Here is a 19,074-nt window from a genome sequence, read left to right on the forward strand (position 1 = left end):
CGGCTTATTTGATTGCCAGATTGGGCCTGAGCCATTCGGTCAGGGCGCGCAACATTTCCTCGCCCACCGGGCCGGCAATATCGGTTTCCGGCTCCTGGCTGCTGACTTTGAAATTGTGGCTGAGCTGCGGGAAGATGCGCAATGTATGCTTGGCGCCGCCGCGATCCGCCAGGGCATTGTCCAGGGTAGGCGCGTCGCGTTCCGGCGAAACCTGGTTATCGGCCTGGCCCTGCAACACCAGCACTGGGCCGCGATAGTCGCGCGCCAGGGCTGCCGGATCGAGCCGGAATAGTGATTGCAGAAAGCCGCCGGCATAATGCGGATAAAGCGGCACCAGGCCGCGCGGCACATCGCCCGGCACCTGGCCGTTGGCGACAATGGTTTCCATGATGCGCTTGTTGGCATTGAGCAGGGCGCGGCTCTGGTTGGCCGGTGCCTGCTGCTCGGCCAGCAGCCGTTCAAGCTGGCTGGTGATCACCGCATCCAGTTTGCGGCCGGGCGTTGCCGCCAGCACCAGGGCGGCAGGCACCACATTGCCGGTCTGGTGCAATTGCTCGGCTGCGGCCAGCGCGATCAGGCCGCCCTCGGAATGACCCAGAATGCCGGTGCGCTGGGCATCCACGCCGGGATGGTCGGTCAGGAAGCGGAACACCGCCGTGGCATCGCCAACAAAATTCTCCCAGCGGAAGAAATCGGCATAGGCGGCGGCATCGGTGGGCAGGCTGGCATTATTGGCATGCATGCCGCGCTTGTCGTAGCGCAGGGTGGCGATACCTTGCGCAGCAAGATGTTCGGCAATCTGGCGCAGCAGGTCGGTGCGTAATTGCGGCGGCTGGTTGCCGTCGCGGTCGGTCGGGCCGCTGCCCTGGATCAGCAGCAGCGCCGGCCAGCCTTTTTCCGGCGGCTGCTGGCCGCTGGGCAATACCAGGGTCACCGCCAGCGGCGTGTTGCCGGCGCCCTGGGCGATGCCTTGATTCACACTGGCGGTTTCCGCTCTGGCAGGGTTCGGCCCCAGCATGGCGATGGCAAGGGCGGCTGAGCCCAGCAGCAGGGCAGAGAGGCGGCGGCGGGATAGGGGCATCATCTTCATGGTGTCACACACTATTATCTTACCGGCTGCGGGCCAACCTGCCAGTTAAGCTGCGGTTCGCTGGCTTGCGGCAGGGGAGTTTGCGTCGGTGGTGTCGGCAGGGGCTGGTTTGCGGGCTGTGGCGCATTGCCGCCGCCGAACTGGCTGACGATCCGGTCCCACAGCGAGGGCAGGTTGAGGGCTGGGGCAGCCGGGCGTTCCGGTAATGGGCGCGGCTGGCTGCCCTTCACGGCTTCCTGCATGAAGGCACGCCAGATCTGTGCCGGCATGCCGCCGCCGGAAACCTTGTTCATCGGCGCGTTGTTGTCGTTCCCCACCCACACGCCGGCGATGATATCGGGCGTGTAGCCGATGAACCAGGCATCGCGATAATCCGAGGTGGTGCCGGTCTTGCCCGCTGCCGGGCGGCCGATGCGGGCGGCGCGGCCGGTGCCGTGGTCGATCACGCCTTGCAGCAATTGATTGAGTTCCGCCAGCGGCTCGGGATCGATCATATGCGCCATCACACTCTGGCCGTCGCGCCGGAACAGGATGTTGCCCTGCCCGTCGCGCACTTCCAGCACGCCATAGGCCAGCACGGTATAGCCGCCATTTGCAAAGGCGGCATAGGCATTGGTCAGTTCCAGCAGCCCGGTCTCGAATGCGCCCAGCGCAAGCGAAGGATGCGGCTTCAGCTCGCTGACAATCCCCAGCCGCCGCGCTGTGTCGATCACGCGCTGGCGCCCAACTCGTTCCGATATCTGCACCGCCACGGTGTTGGTGGAGCGCGCCGCCGCCTCGGCAAAACTGGTGTTGCCGGCGTATTTGCCGTCATAATTACGCGGCGTCCACTTATCCACGGTGATCGGGCCATCCACAAAACCGTCCTCGGGATGGATACCGTTTTCCAGCGCGGTCAGGAACAGGATCGGCTTGAAGGCGCTGCCCGGCTGGCGCCGCGCCTGGGTGGCACGGTTGAAGCTGCTATCCAGATAATCCCGGCCGCCCACCATGGCGCGCACTGCGCCATCGGGCGATAGCGCCACCAAGGCAGCCTGTTCCACATCCAGTTTTTCACCGTCGCGAGCCAGCGCGGCTTCGGCGGCGCGTTCGGCGGCCTGCTGCATGCGTGCATCCAGGCTGGTCCACACAACAAGGTCGGCATAATTGCGCCCGACCAGCTGATAAACCTCGTCCACCACCCAATCGGCGAAATAGCGCGCATTCGGCATCGGCAGCCGCGAGCGCGCCAGCTGCGCCGGCTTGGCCAGGGCCGCCTTGGCGGCAGCGGCATCCAGCTTGCCGGCGGCCACCATGTTATCCAGCACCTGGGCGGCGCGGCTTTGGGCCGATTTGATATTGCCGGTGGGCGCCAGCCGTGACGGGGCCTTCAACAGCCCCACCAGCATGGCGCTTTCGGTCAGGCTAAGCTGGGTTGCCGGCTTGTCGAAATAGCGCTGCGCGGCCGCTTCCACGCCATGCGCGCCGGCGCCGAAATAGACCCGGTTGAGATACATTTCCAGGATCTGGTTCTTGGTGAAATTACGCTCCAGCCAGAAAGCCAGCAGCAATTCCTGCGCCTTGCGCTTCATGGTGCGGCTCTGGTCCAGGAACACATTCTTGGCCAACTGCTGGGTCAGGGTTGATCCGCCCTGCACCACGCGGCCGGCGCGCAGATTGATCCAGGTGGCGCGCGCCAGGCCAATCGGATCGATGCCAAAATGGCTGTGGAAGCGGCGATCCTCGGTGGCGATCAGCGCATCCGGCAGATGCTTGGGCAATTCCGCCAGGTTGCGGTGTTCACCATAGAGGTCGCCGAAGGTGGCCAGCATGCTGCCATCGGCGGCGCGCAGCGACATCGAGTTGCGGCGCTCAACCACATAAAGCTCGTTGAAATCCGGCAGGTCATAGGCGAAATAGGCCAGCAAACCGCCCAGCATGATCAGCCCCCAGATGCCGAGCAGCACCAGCCCGGCCAGCAGGCTGCGCAACAGGCCGCCCCGGTTTGGCGCTTTGGCGCCGGATTTCTTTTTTCTGGTTTTCTGGCCGGTGGGTTTTTCAGACTTGGTCGGCATGTCCAGGCTTATACGGGTATTCGGGCGGGCTGCACAGGTTGCCGCCCTGAATGGCCCTGGAATGTGTCGGCTTTAGGGCGAATCGGGCGGCAAGTTACTTGACCCTGGGCGGATATTCCGTATGTTATATAATAACATTCAGGCAATCCTCCATGTCCGATCATCATCACGGCCACGATCATTCGCGCCATCACCAGACCCATGCTCATCATCATGCGCAGGCTGTCGGCCTGCCGGTGATGGTCCTGGTGGCGGGGCTGGGCAGCCGCTTGCTGGCTTTGCTGCCGCTGCTGGCCGGGCTGTGGGCGTTGATCGCCTGGGCCATTCTGAGCGAGGCATGAGGCGGCGATGACCCGGGATATTGCCTGCCGCGATGTCACCGTCGCCTATGATCGCCACCCGGCGGTGCATCATCTGACCGGCGCCTTCAAGGCTGGCTCGCTTACCGCCGTGGTGGGGCCGAATGGCGCCGGCAAAAGCAGCCTGCTCAAGGCCATTGCTGGCATGCTGCCGCTGGCCGAGGGCAGCATTGAGCGCGGCGGCCTGCGCCAGAATGCCATTGCCTATCTGCCGCAGCAGGCCAGCCTGGATCGTGGCTTCCCGATTTCGGTGCTGGAACTGGTTTTGCTGGGCCATTGGCAGCGCGCCGGTGCCTTTGGCCGCATCGGCAAGCGGGATATCGCCAATGCGCGGGAAGCGCTGGCGGCGGTGGGTCTGGAAGGTTTTGAACAGCGCAGCCTTGGCACACTTTCCGGTGGCCAGGCGCAGCGAGCGCTATTTGCCCGCGTGCTGGTGCAGGATGCCCAGCTTATCCTGCTCGACGAACCGTTTAATGCCCTGGATGCGCGCACCGTGAACGATCTGGTGCTGCTGTTGCAGCGCTGGCATGGTGAAGCGCGCACCGTGGTGGCGGTGCTGCATGATGTGGAACTGGTGCGCAGCCGTTTCCCCGAGGTGCTGTTTCTGGCGCGCGAGCCGGTGGCCTGGGGCCGCACCGAGGATGTGCTGACGGCCGAAAACCAGTTGCGCGCCCGCCGCATGGCCGAATCCTGGCCCGAACATGCCGCGATCTGCCATACCGGCAAGGCAGCCTGAGCAGATCATGCTGTTTGAGTTTTTTATCGCGCCGTTTGCCGAATTCGCTTTCATGAAGCGGGCTTTGGTGGCCTGTCTCGCCTTGGCACTCGGCTCGGCGCCCATCGGCGTGATCCTGATGCTGCGGCGCATGAGCCTGTTTGGCGAAGCGATGAGCCATGCCATCCTGCCCGGCGCGGCGGTTGGCTTCATGATTGCCGGCTTCTCGCTGCCGGCGATTTCCATCGGCGGCGTGATTGCCGGCCTGGTGGTGGTGCTGGCGGCCGGTGCCGCCACCCGCGCCACCGATGGGCGCGAGGATGCCTCGGTGGCTGCCTTTTACCTGATCGCGCTGGCGCTGGGCGTGACGCTGATTTCCACGCGCGGTTCCAGCGTGGATGTGATGCATATCCTGTTCGGCACCGTGCTGGCGGTGGATGAGGCCGCTTTGCTGCTGCTCGGCGCGGTCAGCAGTGTCAGCCTGCTGTTGCTGGCAGCTTTGTATCGGCCGCTTTTGCTGGATGGTTTTGATCCGGAATTTCTGCGCAGCCTGCGCGGCCCGGGCGGCGGCGCGGTGTATCACCTGATCTTCCTTGGTCTGGTGGTGGTCAATCTGGTGGCGGCTTTCCAGGCCATGGGCAGCCTGATGGCGGTGGGGCTGATGATGCTGCCGGCCGTGGCGGTGCGCTTCTGGGCGCGCTCATTGCCGGGCATGATGATCGGCGCCGCCGCGATTGCCGCCGTGGCGGGCTATGCCGGGCTGCTGCTGTCATTCCACGCCAACCTGCCCTCGGGGCCGGCCATCGTGCTGGCCTGTGGCGCGATCTATCTGGTGTCGCTGCTGTTTGGCCGTGTTCAGGGCCTGGCCCTGCGGCTGCTCCGCGCGCCACATCTGGAGGCCTGACCATGCGTATTCTGCTGCTTGCCCTGCTGCTTGCTTTTGCCGCCCTGCCGGCCCAGGCGCAGGAAAAGCTTAAAGTGATTGCCAGTTTCTCGATCCTGGCCGATATCGTGCAGCAGGTTGGCGGCGAGCGGGTAACTGTAGCCACCCTGGTGCCGGCCGGTGGCGATGGCCATGTCTACCAGCCCAGCCCGGCCGATGCGCGGGCCGTGGCCGGTGCCGATATCCTGGTATCGAACGGCCTGAATTTTGAAACCTGGCTTGATCGTCTGGTGGCGGCTTCCGGCTTCAAGGGGCCGCGCATTGTTGCCAGCCAGGGCATCAAGCCGCGCCGGCTGGATGGTAATGATCACGGCCACAGTCATGGTCATAGCCATGGCAAAGCCGGGGCGCAGGATGATCCGCATGTCTGGCATGATCTGCAACGTATGCAGGCCTATGTGAACACCATTGCTGCCGGTCTGGCGGCGGCCGATCCGGCCCATGCCGAGGGCTATCGCCAGCGCGGTGCCGCCTATGCCGCCGAACTGAAAAGCCTGGATGCCTGGGCGGCGCTGCAATTTGACAGCCTGCCGCGCGCCCATCGCAAGGCGATCACCCAGCATGATGCCTTCGGCTACCTGGCGGATCGTTACCTGATCGACTTCATGGCGCCACAGGGCATGAACACCGAATCCGAAGCCTCGGCCGAAGCCGTGGCCAAGTTGCTCCGCCAGATCAAGCGCCAGCGGGTGCAGGCATTGTTTTTCGAGAATGTGGTCAACCCGCGCCTGATCGAGCAGATCGCCAAGGAAGCCAAGGTGACGGTGGGTGGCCGGCTTTATTCCGACGCCCTCGGCGCCCCCGGTTCGGAAGCCGATAGTTTCATCAAGCTCTACCGGCTGAATGTGGAGCGACTGGTGGCTGCCATGCGGCGCGAAAGCTGAAATTTCCCGCACTGGTTCGGATTGCGGCTCTGCGCTAACCTCAGATAGAGGCTGGTGTGGGGGCTGAGGTTGAGCGACGGGCCAAAACCGGAAAATGAAGCGGCGCCAAGCGTGGCCTTGCGCCCGGCTTTGGGCATCGGAAAGCTGATATTTGGCGGCTTTCTGGCGTTGGTTGGGGTGATTCTGATCTCCAACGGCATCGGGCTTGCCACCATGCGCGAAATTGAGCGCAAGGCGCTGGCTTTTGCCGATCAGGCGGCCCTGGCGGGGCTGGCCGCAGATGTAGAGCGCAACACTGCCGAATTGCGCCTGGCGATCTTTGCCTATGCCACCGGCCGACGCAGTGAGCAGCGGATTGAGGTGGCGGAACGTACCGCACAATTGACCCGCGCTGTGGCCGAGGCGGAAGGCCGCTTCGGCGCCACCAGGGCCGCCGGCTGGCTCAAGGATATGCGGCGCGAACTTGGCGGCTTTGTTGACCAGTTCAATTTTCTGGTCCAGGTGCAGGAGCGCCGCGAACAGGCACGCCGCGAGTGGATAACGAAGCTGGAGCATGTGCTGGTGGCTCTGGACGATCTGGGTGGGCAGGCGCTGGCGGAAGGCGACCTGGCGGCGGCACGCAAGGCCGGTGAAATCCGCCAGGGTATGATCCAGGCCCAGGCCCGCGCTTTGGAAATCCTGCTCACTGGCACCCGCGCCCCTTTGCTTGAAACCCACCAGCAGCTCAACCTGCTGCGCCAGGATCTGCCCGACCTGGAAGAAACCCTGCGCAATGAAGCCGCACGGCGCATCGTGCAGGAATTGCTGGCCGAGCATGGCGATGTGGAAAGCCGCTTCGGCGAATTGATTGAACTGGATGACGAGTTGCTGCGCCTTGGCGGTTATCTGGCCGAGCGTGGCCGAGGCATCGGCAGTCTGGCCGGCGACCTGCGCCAGCAGGCGGCTAGCGCCGAACAGCGGCTGGCCGGCGGCCTGCTGGCCGATCTGCATAGTGGCGCGGTGTTTTCACTGATCGTCGGCGCCTTCTGCCTGTTGCTGGGTATTGCCTGCGCCCTGCTGGTGGTGCGCCGCACAGTGCGGCCGCTGGCGGCGATGACGGCGGCGATGCGCGCCCTGGCGGCCGGTCGGCTGGATACAGCGATCCCGCATCTGGCCGAGGGCAATGAGATTGGCCAGATGGCGCGCGCCACCGATGTGTTCAAGGCGGCCTTGCTGGATGTATCGGCAGCGCGGCAACACAGCGAAGCCGCCCTGGCCGAATTGCGCCAGGCACAGCAGGCGCTGGCCGATAAGTCGCAGGTGATTGATACCGCGCTGGAAGCGATGGGCCAGGGCTTGGTGATCTTCGATCCGCAGCGCCGTGTGGTGGTGGCCAATGCCCGCTTCAGCCAGCTTATGGGGCTGCCGCCGGGGCGGCCGGAAATTGGCGAAAGCGCGGAAAGCCTGCTGGATTATCAGGCCGCGCGGCGTTTCAGCGATCCCGAAGCGGTGCGGCAATATCTGCGCCAGGCGGTTGGCCTGCTGGTGGATGGCAAGCCGCATGAGGGCGAAATCCTGCGTGCCGATGGCACCATTCTGCGCACCGAGGCGTTTCCGCGCCCCGATGGCGGCTCGGTCTGCATCGTCAGCGACATCACCGAGGCACGGCAGAATGCCGCCCTGCTGGAGGAAAGCCGTCGCCTCTTGCAGAGTGTGCTCGATGAAGTGCCGATAGCCATCCATGTCAAGGACCGCCAGCATAACTACACCCTGGTGAACCGCCATTTCACCGAGGTGGTAGGGCGTCCGGCCGGCGAATTGCTCGGTCAAAAGGCTGCGGATGTGGTGGGGCCGCATGGCCCGAGCAATGTGGCGGCGCTGGATGCGCGGGTCTTTGCCACCGGGCGGCCAACCGGCTTTGTCGAAACCAGCTTTCCGGATGCTTCAGGACGTGAGCGCGCCTGGATCATCAACAAGGTGCCGATGCGCAACGTCGCCGGCGCGGTGAATCAGATTCTGACCGTGGTATTCGATATCACCGACCAGAAACGGGCGCAGCGCGAGATCGAGCAGGCCCGCCGCACTTTGCAAACCGTGCTGGATGAATTGCCGGTGGCGGTCAGCCTGAAGGATGAGCAACTGCGCTTTGTGCTGGTGAACCGCCAGTTTGCCGGTTTCGCCGGCCAGAGTCCGGAACGCATGATTGGCAAGCGGATGGAGGAAATCGCTGCCCATGTGCCGCAGGGCGAGGCGATTGCTGATCGTACGCTGGAGCAGGACCGGCAGTTGCTGGTGCATGGCGTGGCCACCGGCTTTGTGGATATGGAGCGCCATTGGGAAGCCACTGGCGAAACCCAGTATCTGCTCTACAACAAGCTGCCATTGCGCGGCGAGGATGGCCGCATCTCGCAGATTCTGACCGTGACTTTGGATGTGACGCGGCAGAAGCTGGCCGAGCGCGCCACCGAAGAAAGTCGCCGCCTGCTGCGGGCGGTGCTGGATGGCCTGCCGGTGATCGTCAGTGTGAAAGACCGCGACCTGCGCTACCGGCTGGTGAATCGCTATTTCAGCGAGATCAATGGGGTCAGCGCCGAGCGTGCGCTGGGCCAAAGCGCCGAACATCTGTTCCAAGCATTGCCGAGCAAGCTGGCCACGGCACAGGACCAGGCGGTGATCCAAAGCGGCACCGAGACCGGTTTCTTTGAGCAGAGTTTCCCCGATGCCGAGGGCCGCATGCGCGACTGGCAGACCAACAAGCTGCCGCTGCCCGGGGCGGATGGCGCTGTCGAGGGTGTGTTGTCGCTGTCCTACGATGTCACCGAGCGCAAGCAGGCCGAGCGGCTGATCGAACTGAGCCGCCGCACCTTGCAAACAGTCATGGATGCGTTGCCGGTGGCAATCCATCTCAAGGGGCTGGATCTGCGCTATCTGCTGGTGAACCGCTATTTCGCCGATGAACTGGTGGGCTTGCCGAAGGAACAGATGCTGGGCCGGCAGGCGCATGAAGTGTTTGGCGAACGCGGCCCTGGCTTCAGCCATGATTACGAGCAGCAGGTGCTGGCTTCCGGGCGCGAAACCGGCTTTGTCGAAGTGCGCCATGCCGATGCCCAGGGCCGCATGCGGGTATGGCTCTACAACAAGCTGCCGATCCGCGACCGTGACGACACGATCCGGCAAATTCTTACTGTGGCGCTGGATATTTCCGAACTGACCGCAGCCAAGGAAGCGGCGGAACAGGCGGCGCGGGCCAAGGCGGAATTCCTGGCGGTGATGAGCCATGAAATCCGCACGCCGATGAATGGCGTGCTGGGCATGACCCGGCTGCTGTTGCGCAGCGGCTTGAGTGACGAGCAGCGCAGCCAGGTTGAAACCGTGCTGTCTTCCGGCCGCGCCCTGCTTGCCATCCTCGATAACATCCTGGATTTCTCCAAGCTGGAAGCTGGCCGGGTTGATGTTGAGCGGATCGACTTCTCGCTGGAGGAGCTTTGCAGTTCCGTGTTGTCGATGCTGGCGCCGCGTGCGGGTGAAAAGCCGGCGCTGCGGCTGTTGGCTGAAATCGATCCTTCGCTGGCGCCCTGGCATCGTGGTGATCCCACCCGGCTGCGCCAGATTCTGCTCAATCTGGTAGGCAATGCACTGAAATTCACCGAGGCCGGCTCGGTGGTGCTGGCTTTGCGCCGGCTTGCGGGCGACGGCATGCAGGAGCGCGTGCGTCTGGAAGTGCGCGATACCGGCATCGGCATCGCGCCGGAGCAGCGCGAACGGCTGTTTGCCGCATTCAGCCAGGCGGATTCCTCGATCACCCGGCGTTATGGCGGCACCGGGCTTGGTCTCAGCATTTCCAAGAAGCTGGTGGAATTGCTCGGCGGCCAGATCGATGTGGCCAGCGCTCCCGGCTCGGGTTCCACTTTCTGGTTCGATCTTGATTTGCCGCTAGGTAATGCGCCGCTGCCCGAGGCTGCCGATGCGGCCAGCATGTTGCCGCCGCAGCGCCTGCTGCTGGTGGAGGATAATCTGGTTAACCAGCGCATAGCCGCCACACTGCTGCGCCAGGATGGCCATCAGGTGATGGTGGCGAATGATGGCTTTGAAGCGATAACGATGGCGCGCAGCCAACCGTTTGACGCCATCCTGATGGATATGCAGATGCCGGGAATGGACGGTTTGGAAGCAACCCGGCGGTTGCGCGCGCTGGGCCGGGAACGTGGCGGCCGGCTGGCGTTATTGCCGATCATCGCCATGACCGCCAATACCCAGCCCGAGGATATTGAAGCCTGCCGCGCCGCCGGCATGAACGACCATCTTGGCAAGCCATTCGAGCCGCAGGCGCTGTATCGCCTGCTGGCGCGGCATCTTGGCCTGGAGGCTGGCGCGGCGGCGGCGCCTGCTGCCGAGCTTATTGAGCCGACGCGGCTGCAACGGCTGGAAAGCCGCATGGGGCTAACCGAGACAGCGGCTTTGCTGCGCGATTTCCTGGCCGATTTCACGGCTCAGTTCGAGGCGGCGCGGCAAGCCGGGCAGGCCGCCACCCTGGCAGCCTTTGCCCATACCCTGAAAGGCTCGGCTGCTACACTGGGGCTGAATGGATTGGCCGAGGCTGCCGCGCTGCTGGATCAGGCCTGCCGGGGCAATGCTGCGCTGGAAGCGCCTTTGGCCGGCGTGGAACAGGCCATGGCAGCAGTGGCCGCCGAATTGGCGGCGCGCTATGGCGCGGCTGTTTGAAGCAGACGCGGAACCGGCTGCCGTCGCGCTTGCAAGGCGCGGGTCCCCGGAGGAGTGGGACGCAACGGCAGCCGGACTGCTAATATAAGGACTACTGCAAATTACAGCGCGTCGTCGTCAGTCTCGCCGGTGCGGATGCGCAGGGCCTTTTCCAGGTCGAGCACAAAAATCTTGCCGTCGCCGATCTGGCCGGTCTTGGCGGCCGACTGGATCGCCTCCACCACGCGGTCGGCCAGGGCCGACTTGACCGCTACTTCGATCTTTACCTTGGGCAGGAAGCTGACGGCATATTCGGCGCCGCGGTAAATCTCGGTATGGCCCTTCTGCCGACCGAAGCCTTTGACCTCGGTGACGGTGAGGCCTTCGACACCGAGGCTGGTAAGCGCCTCGCGCACCTCGTCGAGCTTGAATGGCTTGATGACAGCCGTGACCAGTTTCATGTCTCGCACTCCTCAACGTTTTTCGCCGGCCCGCCCCGGCTGCCGGGAAGGGCAGAAAACGGGCTCGGGCGTTTTTCGCCCCACATTCCCTTCAAGAACCGTGCCGCGACGGGCCGGAAGTTGCAAGCCCGAGTCGTAGCGCCTTATTGGGTTGCTTTGTGGGGCAAGTGTGAGGCAGAAGCCGGCAGCCCGCTACCGGGCTGCCGACAAACTGGCCTGTGTGATTAAAAAGTAGACGTTTTTATTGTCGATCAGCCGCCGGCCATCAGGCGGTTGGCAGCCGAGGTGACCGCCTTGAGCGAAGCGGCAACAATATTGCGGTCGCAGCCAACCCCGAACAGGGTGGAGCCATCCGGCCGCTTCAATTCCACAAAGGCGGCGGCCTCGGTGGAACTGCCCTTGCCGATAGCATGCTCCCGGTAGTCAATCAGGTTCAGCACCAGGCCGGCATGGCGGCCGAGCGCATCGATATAGGCATCAATCGGCCCGGTGCCGGTGCCTTCCAGTGTCACCGTCTCGCCATTCACCAGCACTTCGGCGGTGAGGCTGCGGCGGTCAGACGCATGGGCATCAGGCAGGGTGCGGTGGTTCTTGAAACGATAGGCTGCCTCGGGCTGGCTGAGATATTCCGCCTCGAAGCTGTTCCAGATCAGTTCCGGCGAGATTTCCTTGCCGGTGGCATCGGCGATTTTCTGGATCACCTGGCTGAATTCGATTTGCAGCCGGCGCGGCAATTCGATGCCGTAATCCTGCTCCATCACATAGGCCACGCCGCCCTTGCCGGACTGGCTGTTGATGCGGATCACCGGTTCATAGGCGCGGCCAACATCGGCCGGGTCGATGGGCAGATAAGGCACTTCCCAGATACTGTCATTGCGCTGGCTTTGCGCCGCCATGCCCTTTTTGATCGCATCCTGATGCGAGCCGGAAAAGGCGGTGAAGGCCAGTTCGCCCACATAAGGGTGGCGCGGATGCACCGGCAGCTGGTTGCAGTATTCCGCCGTACGCGCCACCGTGGTGATGTCGCTGAAATCCAGCGTCGGGTCGACCCCTTGGGTGAACAGGTTCATCGCCAGGGTGACCACATCCACATTGCCGGTGCGTTCGCCATTGCCGAACAAGGTGCCTTCCACGCGGTCGGCGCCGGCCATCACACCCAGTTCGGCGGCGGCCACGCCGGTGCCGCGATCATTATGCGGATGCAGGCTGAGGATGATGCTGTCGCGGTTTTTCACCTTGCGCAGAAAATACTCGATCTGGTCGGCGTAGATATTCGGCGTGCTCATCTCCACCGTGGCCGGCAGGTTGAGGATCATCCGCTTCTGCGGCGTGGGCTGGAACACGTCCATCACCGCCTCGCAGATTTCCACGGCATAATCGATCTCGGTGCCAGTGAAGCTTTCCGGCGAATACTGGAAAATCCAGTCGGTTTCCGGGGCTGCATCGGCCAGCCGCTTCACCACCTTGGCGCCTTCCACGGCAATCTGGGTGATGCCGGCCTGATCCAGGCCAAACACCACGCGGCGCTGCAAGGTGGAGGTGGAATTGTAGAGATGCACGATGGCGCGGTGCACACCCTTCAGGCTCTCGAAGGTGCGAGTGATCAATTCCTCACGCGCCTGGGTCAGCACCTGGATGGTGACATCCTCCGGGATCAGCTTCTGCTCGATCAATTCACGCACGAAATCAAAATCGGTCTGCGAGGCAGCCGGGAAGCCAACCTCGATCTCCTTGAAGCCGAGCTGCACCAGGGTGTCGAACATGCGGCGCTTGCGCTCGGGGCCCATCGGCTCGATCAGTGCCTGGTTGCCGTCGCGCAGGTCAACACTGCACCAGGTCGGCGCCTTGGTGATAGTGCGGTTGGGCCAGGTGCGGTCGGGCAGGTTGATCGGCTGGAACGGGCGATATTTGTGGAACGGCATGGTTTTGGCGGTGCTCATCGGGCACTCCTGCGGCAATAGGGTCGGATAGCTGGAAGGATTGAGGGCCGTGCTACGGCCGCCGAGAGGCCCGGAAAGGCTCAGCGGCCGCCAATAAGTCGTAGCGCGCCCGGCAATTGGCTGCGGACGGCAAAATGGCGGCGAGTGGCGATATGAAACATGGAAGACGACCGGCGATGAAAGGAGAATGGGGGACTTGAACGCGAAGCTGCTGCTGCCCGACCCTGCTTACAGGATCGGGTTGATAAGGAGGAGCTGCGTTAGTCGCCGGTCGCGGGTCATGATGCAGGCAGTCTGCCGCTTTGCTAGGCGGTCGTCAAGCGGCTTGGAGCATACCTGAACGCTATGTCAGGTCGGGCATTGCCACTCCTCAGGGCAACAGCTAATGTCCGCCCGATCCACTCATACACAGTGAGGAACAGGGAGACATGGGCAAAGTTTACCCCAATGCGCATGCGGCGCTGGAAGGCCTGCTGCGCGACGACATGATGGTGATGTGCGGCGGCTTCGGCCTCTGCGGCATCCCCGAGAAGCTTTTGCTGGCGCTGCGCGATAGCGGCGTGAAAGGCATCACCGGTGTTTCCAACAATGCCGGCGTGGATGGCTTCGGCCTCGGCCTGCTGCTCGAAACCCGCCAGGTGAAAAAGATGATCTCGTCCTATGTCGGCGAGAACAAGATTTTCGCCAAGCAGTATCTGGCCGGCGAACTTGAACTTGAATTCAACCCGCAGGGTACGCTGGCCGAGCGCATCCGCGCCGGCGGCGCCGGCATTCCGGCCTTCTTCACCAAGACCGGCGTTGGCACGCTGATCGCCGAGGGCAAGGAAGAGCGCGTGTTCAATGGCGAGCGTTACATCATGGAGACCGGCCTGGTGGCCGATCTTTCGCTGGTGAAGGCGTGGAAGGCGGATACCGAGGGCAACCTGATCTACCGAAAGACCTCGCGCAACTTCAACCCGATGATGGCCACGGCCGGCCGCGTCACGGTGGCCGAGGTTGAAGAGATCGTTGAGCCGGGCTCGCTCGACCCCGACCATATCCACACCCCCGGCATCTATGTGCAGCGGCTGATCTGCGGCGCGCCCTATGAGAAGCGCATCGAGAACCGCACCACCCGCAAGCGCCCGGCCTGAGGAGAGCAGAACCATGGCATGGACCCGCGATGAAATGGCCGCCCGCGCAGCGCAAGAGCTGAAGGACGGCTACTACGTTAATCTCGGCATCGGCATCCCGACGCTGGTTTCCAACTACATCCCCGAAGGCATGCATGTGGTGCTGCAATCGGAGAATGGCATGCTGGGCATGGGGCCTTTCCCTTATGAGGGTGAGGAAGACCCCGACCTGGTGAATGCAGGCAAGCAGACCATCACCGAACTGCCCTATTCGAGCTATTTCTCCTCGGCTGACAGCTTCGCCATGATCCGCGGCGGCCATATCGATCTCTCGATTCTGGGCGCCATGCAGGTGGCCGAGAATGGCGATCTGGCCAACTGGATGATCCCGGGCAAGATGGTGAAGGGCATGGGCGGCGCCATGGATCTGGTGGCCGGCGTCAAGCGCGTGGTGGTGGTGATGGAGCATGCCGCCAAGGATGGCGAGAAGAAGCTGCTGCATCGCTGCAACCTGCCGCTCACCGGCGCAGGTGTGGTGGATCTGGTGGTGACCGATCTGGCGGTGTTCGAGGTGGATCGCAAGGGCAGCGGCATGACCCTGATCGAGCGCGCCCCGGGCGTCTCGTTGGAGGAAATCGCCGCCAAGACCGAAGCCAGCTACAAGATCGCTGACAGCGCCAAGTAATAGAGCCTTTTTGGAAATGCCCCGGCGGGAAACTGCCGGGGCGTTTTTTTATGCCGGATCGGTTTCCCGTGGTGCCGTTTCGGGGAAGGCATGTGGCGGCACGCAGAGCCAGTTTTCCGCTGCCGCCAGGCCACGTTCGCCGGCTTCCTGCGCCAGCCAGGCGGCAACGGCTGCCGCAACCACTGGCGCTGCCGCCTTGGCCACAAAAGGCGCCCCCAGGGCGCCCAGCGCCAGTTTTGAGCCGCCGGCCGCCAGGGTGGCGGCCATGCCGCTGCCGGCGCCGGTCATTGCCTCGCGGCTGGCGGATTTCACCGCCTGGGCCAGGCCCTGCTCACCGCGAGCATATTTATGGGCATTGAGCAAAGCGGCGATGCCGGCCGAAGTGGCGGCGCCGTTGAAAAAGCCATTTTGTGCCGCCTGGCCGAGTGAGGCGCCGGCCTGCACGGCGGCGTCTTTCAGATGGCCGCTCTGCTGCATGGCCAGCGTAGCCATCGCCACCGCTACATCGCCGGTGAAACGCACCAGTTTCAGCCGGTTGCCCTGTTCGACATAGGCTTGCAGCCTCGCTGCCGAATTTGACAGATGCTGCGCCGATTGCCGCAGCTGCTGCTGCAACGCATTGGTGTTGAAAGGAAAATATCGCAAGGCCATGCAAAATAGATGGGGATTGCGGGCGTGGCTTCAAGATTGGCCGCAAACAAGCCGCTCCCGAGCCACATTTGGGCCACGATCAGGGCGCGCTATGGCCTCGGGCGGCAGTGCTGGGGGGTAGCACACCAGCCCGGTGCGAAACAAACTAAACGAGGATAACAACCATGAGCGCCCTTCAGACCCTTCCCCATGTTACCGAGCGAACCAACACCAAGCCGCGTCGGCGCATTCTGCTCGCCATGTTGGCCCTTGGCGTGGCCGTGCCGCTGGCCGCCTGCGCCGGCGGTGCACAGGAATCTGTTTCCGGCACTATCACCACCCGCGAACGCGTGGTGATGCCGCCGGATGCCGTGTTGGTGGTGCGCCTGCTGGATGCCACGCGCGGCGATATGGCGGCTTACACCATGGTCGAGCAGCGCCTGGTAGCCAATCCGCTGCCCGCGCGTTTCGAACTGCGCTACCGCTATGGCGACATCAATCCGAGCGGCACCTATTATGTGCAGGCGCAGATTGAGCAGGGCGGCCGCGTGCTCTACATCAACGACCAGAATTATTCGGTGCTGACGCGCAACTCGCCCTACCGCAATGTGCTGGTCAACCTGATCCCGGCCGCCGGCACCATGATGGTGCCGAGCAGCAGCATGGCGCCCGCCACCAGCACCACCACCACCACGGTGATCCAGACCACGCCATCGGCCCCGGTGCCGCCGACCACCATCATCCTGCCGGGTGGCTCGGTGGTTACGCCGCGCTAAGCCAGCATTGTTGAAAGCTTTGTGAACAGGGCGATGCCGTTAAAAAAACGGCATCGCCCTTATCATATCCGGGGTTATATTGAAGGCCTGCCGAATGGAGTTGCCATCATGCCGCATTATCGCCGCCCGCTCATCGCCGCCAGCTTTGCCATCTGCCTCGCCGCCCTGCCGGTGCAGGCGCATCATGGCTGGGGTTCCTATGATGCCGCCACGGTCCTGACGCTCGATGGCGTGGCCGAAATGGTGAACCCGGATAACCCGCATGGCGAATTGCAGCTCAAAACGGCCGACAAAAGCTGGACTGTAACTCTCTCGCCGCCCTCGCGCATGGCGGCGCGCGGCAAGCCGATCAGCGAGATCAAGGTGGGTGATCGTCTGGTGGCGGTGGGTTATCCCAGCCGTAGCCGGCGCAATGAGATGCGCGCCGAGCGCATCACGCATAACGGCTTCACCGTCGAATTGCGCTGAGCCGCGCGGTTATGGGGGCGCATGAAGCAATCCGCCATCCCTGGCTGGTGGCGCTGGAACAATCCGGCCTCGGCGCCAGCATGCGCGAATCGATGCTGCTCTATCCGTTGGTGGAAGTGCTGCATATTCTCGGCTTCATCACGCTGTTTGCCGGTATTGCGGTGTTTGATCTGCGCGTGCTCGGCTTTGGCCGTAACCTGATGCCGGCGCATCTGGCGCGATTCTGCATTCCGCTGGCCGGGGCCGGGCTTGGCCTTGCCATCGCCATGGGGCTGCTGCTGTTCAGCACCGAGGCGACCCACTTGGCCGCCAACCCAGCCTTTCAGTTCAAGCTCGGGCTGATCGGCCTTGGCCTGCTGAATGTGGTGATTTTCCACAGCGTCAAATGGGGCAATGCCGCAAGTTGGGGCGCCGTGCCACCCTGGCCGGCGCGCTTCTCCGCCGCCCTGTCGCTGCTGGCCTGGACCGGGGCGGTGGTCTTCGGCCGCCTTATTGCCTATCTCTGACCGCTGCCTATCTTAGCGGAGCCAAGCATTTTCCCCAGCTACAGGAATTATCATGACTGATCTGTTTTCGCCGCTGCGCCTCGGCCGCTATGACTTGAAAAATCGCATCGCCATGGCGCCGCTGACCCGCAATCGCGCCGGGGCCGGCAATGTGCCGACCGATCTGATGGCCGAATATTATGGCCAGCGCGCCGAAGCCGGGCTGATCATCGCCGAGGCCACCCAGATTGTGCCGGAAGGCCAGGGCTACCAGGATACGCCCGGCATCCACTCGCCGGAACAGGTCGCCGGCTGGCGCAAGGTGACCGATACGGTGCATGCCAAGGGCGGCCGCATCTTTTTGCAGCTCTGGCATGTTGGCCGGGTGAGCCATAATTCCTTGCAGCCGGGTGGCCAGGCGCCGGTGGCGCCCTCGGCGATCCGCGCCAAGACCAAGACCTTCGTCAATGGCGGCTTTGTCGACGTATCGGAGCCGCGTGCGCTGGATGCAGCGGAAATCCCGGCGATTATTGCTGCCTATGGCAAGGCGGCGGAGAATGCCATCGCGGCCGGGTTTGACGGCGTGGAGGCGCATGGCGCCAATGGCTATCTGCTCGACCAGTTCCTGCGCGATGGCAGCAATCACCGCAGCGACGAATATGGCGGCTCGATCCAGAACCGCGCCAAGGTGATGCTCGGCGCGATGCGTGCCATTGTCGATGCAGTGGGGCCGGATCGCAGCGCCATCCGTATTTCGCCGGTGACGCCGGCCAATGATGCTTCCGACAGCAACCCGCAGCCGGTTTTTGACTATGTGGTGGAAGAGCTGAACAAGCTGGCGCCGGCCTATATCCATGTGATTGAAGGCTCTACCGGTGCTGACCGCAATTTCGGCGCCGGCTTCGACTACCAGGCCCTGCGCAAGCGCTATAACGGCGTCTGGATCGCCAATAACGGCTATGATCTGGCCATGGCCCAGGCGGCATTGCAGGAGGGCAGCGCCGATATGATTGCCTTCGGCCGGCCGTTCATTTCCAATCCGGATCTGGTGCAGCGCCTGCGCCAGAATGCGCCGCTCAATGCGCTGGAGCGCGCCACGCTTTATGGCGGCGGCGCCAAGGGCTACACCGATTATCCGACCCTGGCCCAGGCGGCGGAATAAACCGAGCCGGCAGATATAAGGCCCGGGATGGCAACATTCCGGGCCTTTTTGTCAGGCGCCCAACTTTTCAGGCGCCCAATTTTTCAGGCGCTCAGTGGTTCCATATGCTGGGCAATATGGAATGCCTGGAGTCGGGCATAATCCGCCGGTGCCACGGCACCATAGGCGAAATGCGGCATCAGCGGCGCGTTGCGGCTGACCGCTGCCTCGAAGGCATCAATACCGGCAAACAGCCGGGCAAAAGCGGCGGCCATGTCGCCGCTGGTTGGTATCTCCGGCGCGCCCGGGATCGGATCGGCCAGATCGTGGCTGAGCTGGCCGCGCCACAGGAAAACCTGCGCCGCCATTGGCCCGATGCTGGCGCGGAACCAGGCCGGCTTCATTTCAGGGAAGCCGCTCAGGCCATATTCCAGGCTCTGGGCGCAATGATGCAGCATCTGATGCAGGGTGACAGGCCCGGCCTGCGGATTGCTGTTTGGCGGATTGCCGCCCTGCTGCCAGCGTGTCAAAGCCGCCCGCGCTTCGGCCAGTGAGGCAAAACGGATTGTGCCGGCAGCCCTGGCCGTGTTGCTGGCCAGCAGCCAGGGCAGGGTCACGAAACCGGCAGTAAAGCCGCGTCGATTGATCATC

17 protein-coding genes are annotated in these 19,074 nt (G+C 63.5%); 11 read left to right on the forward strand and 6 right to left on the reverse strand.

Annotated elements, in window-relative coordinates; genetic code table 11:
• Window positions 1–4: 4 nt before the first annotated feature.
• Complete coding sequence (locus tag KBB36_RS12175) at window positions 5–1,090, reverse strand: alpha/beta fold hydrolase (RefSeq protein ID WP_290980880.1); 1,086 nt, start codon at window positions 1,088–1,090, stop codon at window positions 5–7.
• A gap of 14 nt (window positions 1,091–1,104) precedes the next feature.
• On the reverse strand, window positions 1,105–3,144 hold the full coding sequence (locus KBB36_RS12180; RefSeq protein ID WP_290980883.1) for a transglycosylase domain-containing protein: 2,040 nt from the start codon (window positions 3,142–3,144) through the stop codon (window positions 1,105–1,107).
• 152 nt (window positions 3,145–3,296) lie between these two features.
• Here KBB36_RS12180 and KBB36_RS12185 point away from each other — a divergent pair, with 152 nt between their 5' ends.
• The 5 genes from KBB36_RS12185 to KBB36_RS12205 all read left to right on the forward strand — a co-directional run bounded on the left by KBB36_RS12185 (window position 3,297) and on the right by KBB36_RS12205 (window position 10,746).
• Complete coding sequence (locus KBB36_RS12185) at window positions 3,297–3,485, forward strand: hypothetical protein (RefSeq protein WP_290980886.1); 189 nt, start codon at window positions 3,297–3,299, stop codon at window positions 3,483–3,485.
• A 7-nt stretch (window positions 3,486–3,492) separates the two neighbouring features.
• Window positions 3,493–4,239 (forward strand): zinc ABC transporter ATP-binding protein AztA, encoded by a 747-nt coding sequence (aztA, locus tag KBB36_RS12190; RefSeq protein WP_290980921.1) that lies wholly within the window; start codon window positions 3,493–3,495, stop codon window positions 4,237–4,239.
• 7 nt (window positions 4,240–4,246) lie between these two features.
• The gene (locus tag KBB36_RS12195) at window positions 4,247–5,122 is read left to right on the forward strand and encodes a metal ABC transporter permease (protein WP_290980924.1); all 876 of its coding nucleotides are present in this window, start codon (window positions 4,247–4,249) and stop codon (window positions 5,120–5,122) included.
• 2 nt (window positions 5,123–5,124) lie between these two features.
• Window positions 5,125–6,045, forward strand: a complete 921-nt coding sequence (locus KBB36_RS12200; RefSeq protein WP_290980927.1) for a zinc ABC transporter substrate-binding protein — start codon at window positions 5,125–5,127, stop codon at window positions 6,043–6,045.
• A 69-nt stretch (window positions 6,046–6,114) separates the two neighbouring features.
• Window positions 6,115–10,746, forward strand: a complete 4,632-nt coding sequence (locus tag KBB36_RS12205) for a PAS domain-containing protein (protein WP_290980930.1) — start codon at window positions 6,115–6,117, stop codon at window positions 10,744–10,746.
• 101 nt (window positions 10,747–10,847) lie between these two features.
• Here the strand turns inward: KBB36_RS12205 and KBB36_RS12210 are convergent, their stop codons facing one another.
• Together KBB36_RS12210 and leuA are read right to left on the reverse strand one after the other, a co-directional pair.
• Window positions 10,848–11,186, reverse strand: a complete 339-nt coding sequence (locus tag KBB36_RS12210) for a P-II family nitrogen regulator (protein WP_290980933.1) — start codon at window positions 11,184–11,186, stop codon at window positions 10,848–10,850.
• 251 nt (window positions 11,187–11,437) lie between these two features.
• On the reverse strand, window positions 11,438–13,126 hold the full coding sequence (gene leuA / locus KBB36_RS12215) for a 2-isopropylmalate synthase (protein WP_290980936.1): 1,689 nt from the start codon (window positions 13,124–13,126) through the stop codon (window positions 11,438–11,440).
• Between the two features lie 428 nt (window positions 13,127–13,554).
• On the opposite strand from leuA, the gene KBB36_RS12220 reads away from it, so the two are divergent.
• Window positions 13,555–14,259 (forward strand): CoA transferase subunit A, encoded by a 705-nt coding sequence (locus KBB36_RS12220; protein WP_290980939.1) that lies wholly within the window; start codon window positions 13,555–13,557, stop codon window positions 14,257–14,259.
• Between the two features lie 13 nt (window positions 14,260–14,272).
• Window positions 14,273–14,923, forward strand: coding sequence for a CoA transferase subunit B (locus KBB36_RS12225; protein ID WP_290980942.1), 651 nt, complete (start codon window positions 14,273–14,275; stop codon window positions 14,921–14,923).
• Window positions 14,924–14,971: 48 nt separating this feature from the next.
• Here the strand turns inward: KBB36_RS12225 and KBB36_RS12230 are convergent, their stop codons facing one another.
• The gene (locus KBB36_RS12230; protein WP_290980945.1) at window positions 14,972–15,574 is read right to left on the reverse strand and encodes a hypothetical protein; all 603 of its coding nucleotides are present in this window, start codon (window positions 15,572–15,574) and stop codon (window positions 14,972–14,974) included.
• Between the two features lie 164 nt (window positions 15,575–15,738).
• Here KBB36_RS12230 and KBB36_RS12235 point away from each other — a divergent pair, with 164 nt between their 5' ends.
• The 4 genes from KBB36_RS12235 to KBB36_RS12250 all read left to right on the forward strand — a co-directional run bounded on the left by KBB36_RS12235 (window position 15,739) and on the right by KBB36_RS12250 (window position 18,444).
• A complete protein-coding gene (locus KBB36_RS12235; protein WP_290980948.1) occupies window positions 15,739–16,329 on the forward strand; it encodes a YbaY family lipoprotein in 591 nt (196 codons plus the stop codon).
• Window positions 16,330–16,437: 108 nt separating this feature from the next.
• Window positions 16,438–16,797, forward strand: coding sequence for a DUF6152 family protein (locus KBB36_RS12240; RefSeq protein ID WP_290980951.1), 360 nt, complete (start codon window positions 16,438–16,440; stop codon window positions 16,795–16,797).
• Between the two features lie 11 nt (window positions 16,798–16,808).
• Window positions 16,809–17,303: a hypothetical protein gene (locus KBB36_RS12245; protein ID WP_290980954.1), complete on the forward strand. Its 495-nt coding sequence runs from the start codon at window positions 16,809–16,811 to the stop codon at window positions 17,301–17,303.
• A gap of 52 nt (window positions 17,304–17,355) precedes the next feature.
• Window positions 17,356–18,444 (forward strand): alkene reductase, encoded by a 1,089-nt coding sequence (locus tag KBB36_RS12250; protein WP_290980957.1) that lies wholly within the window; start codon window positions 17,356–17,358, stop codon window positions 18,442–18,444.
• 83 nt (window positions 18,445–18,527) lie between these two features.
• On the opposite strand, the gene KBB36_RS12255 is transcribed toward KBB36_RS12250, so the two are convergent.
• Window positions 18,528–19,073 carry a DUF1569 domain-containing protein gene (locus KBB36_RS12255; RefSeq protein WP_290980960.1) on the reverse strand — a complete coding sequence of 182 codons (546 nt, stop codon included), beginning with the start codon at window positions 19,071–19,073 and terminating at the stop codon, window positions 18,528–18,530.
• Window position 19,074 lies beyond the last annotated feature (1 nt).

The sequence above is a fragment of the Ferrovibrio sp. genome (assembly GCF_017994015.1).
GTDB lineage: Bacteria > Pseudomonadota > Alphaproteobacteria > Ferrovibrionales > Ferrovibrionaceae > Ferrovibrio.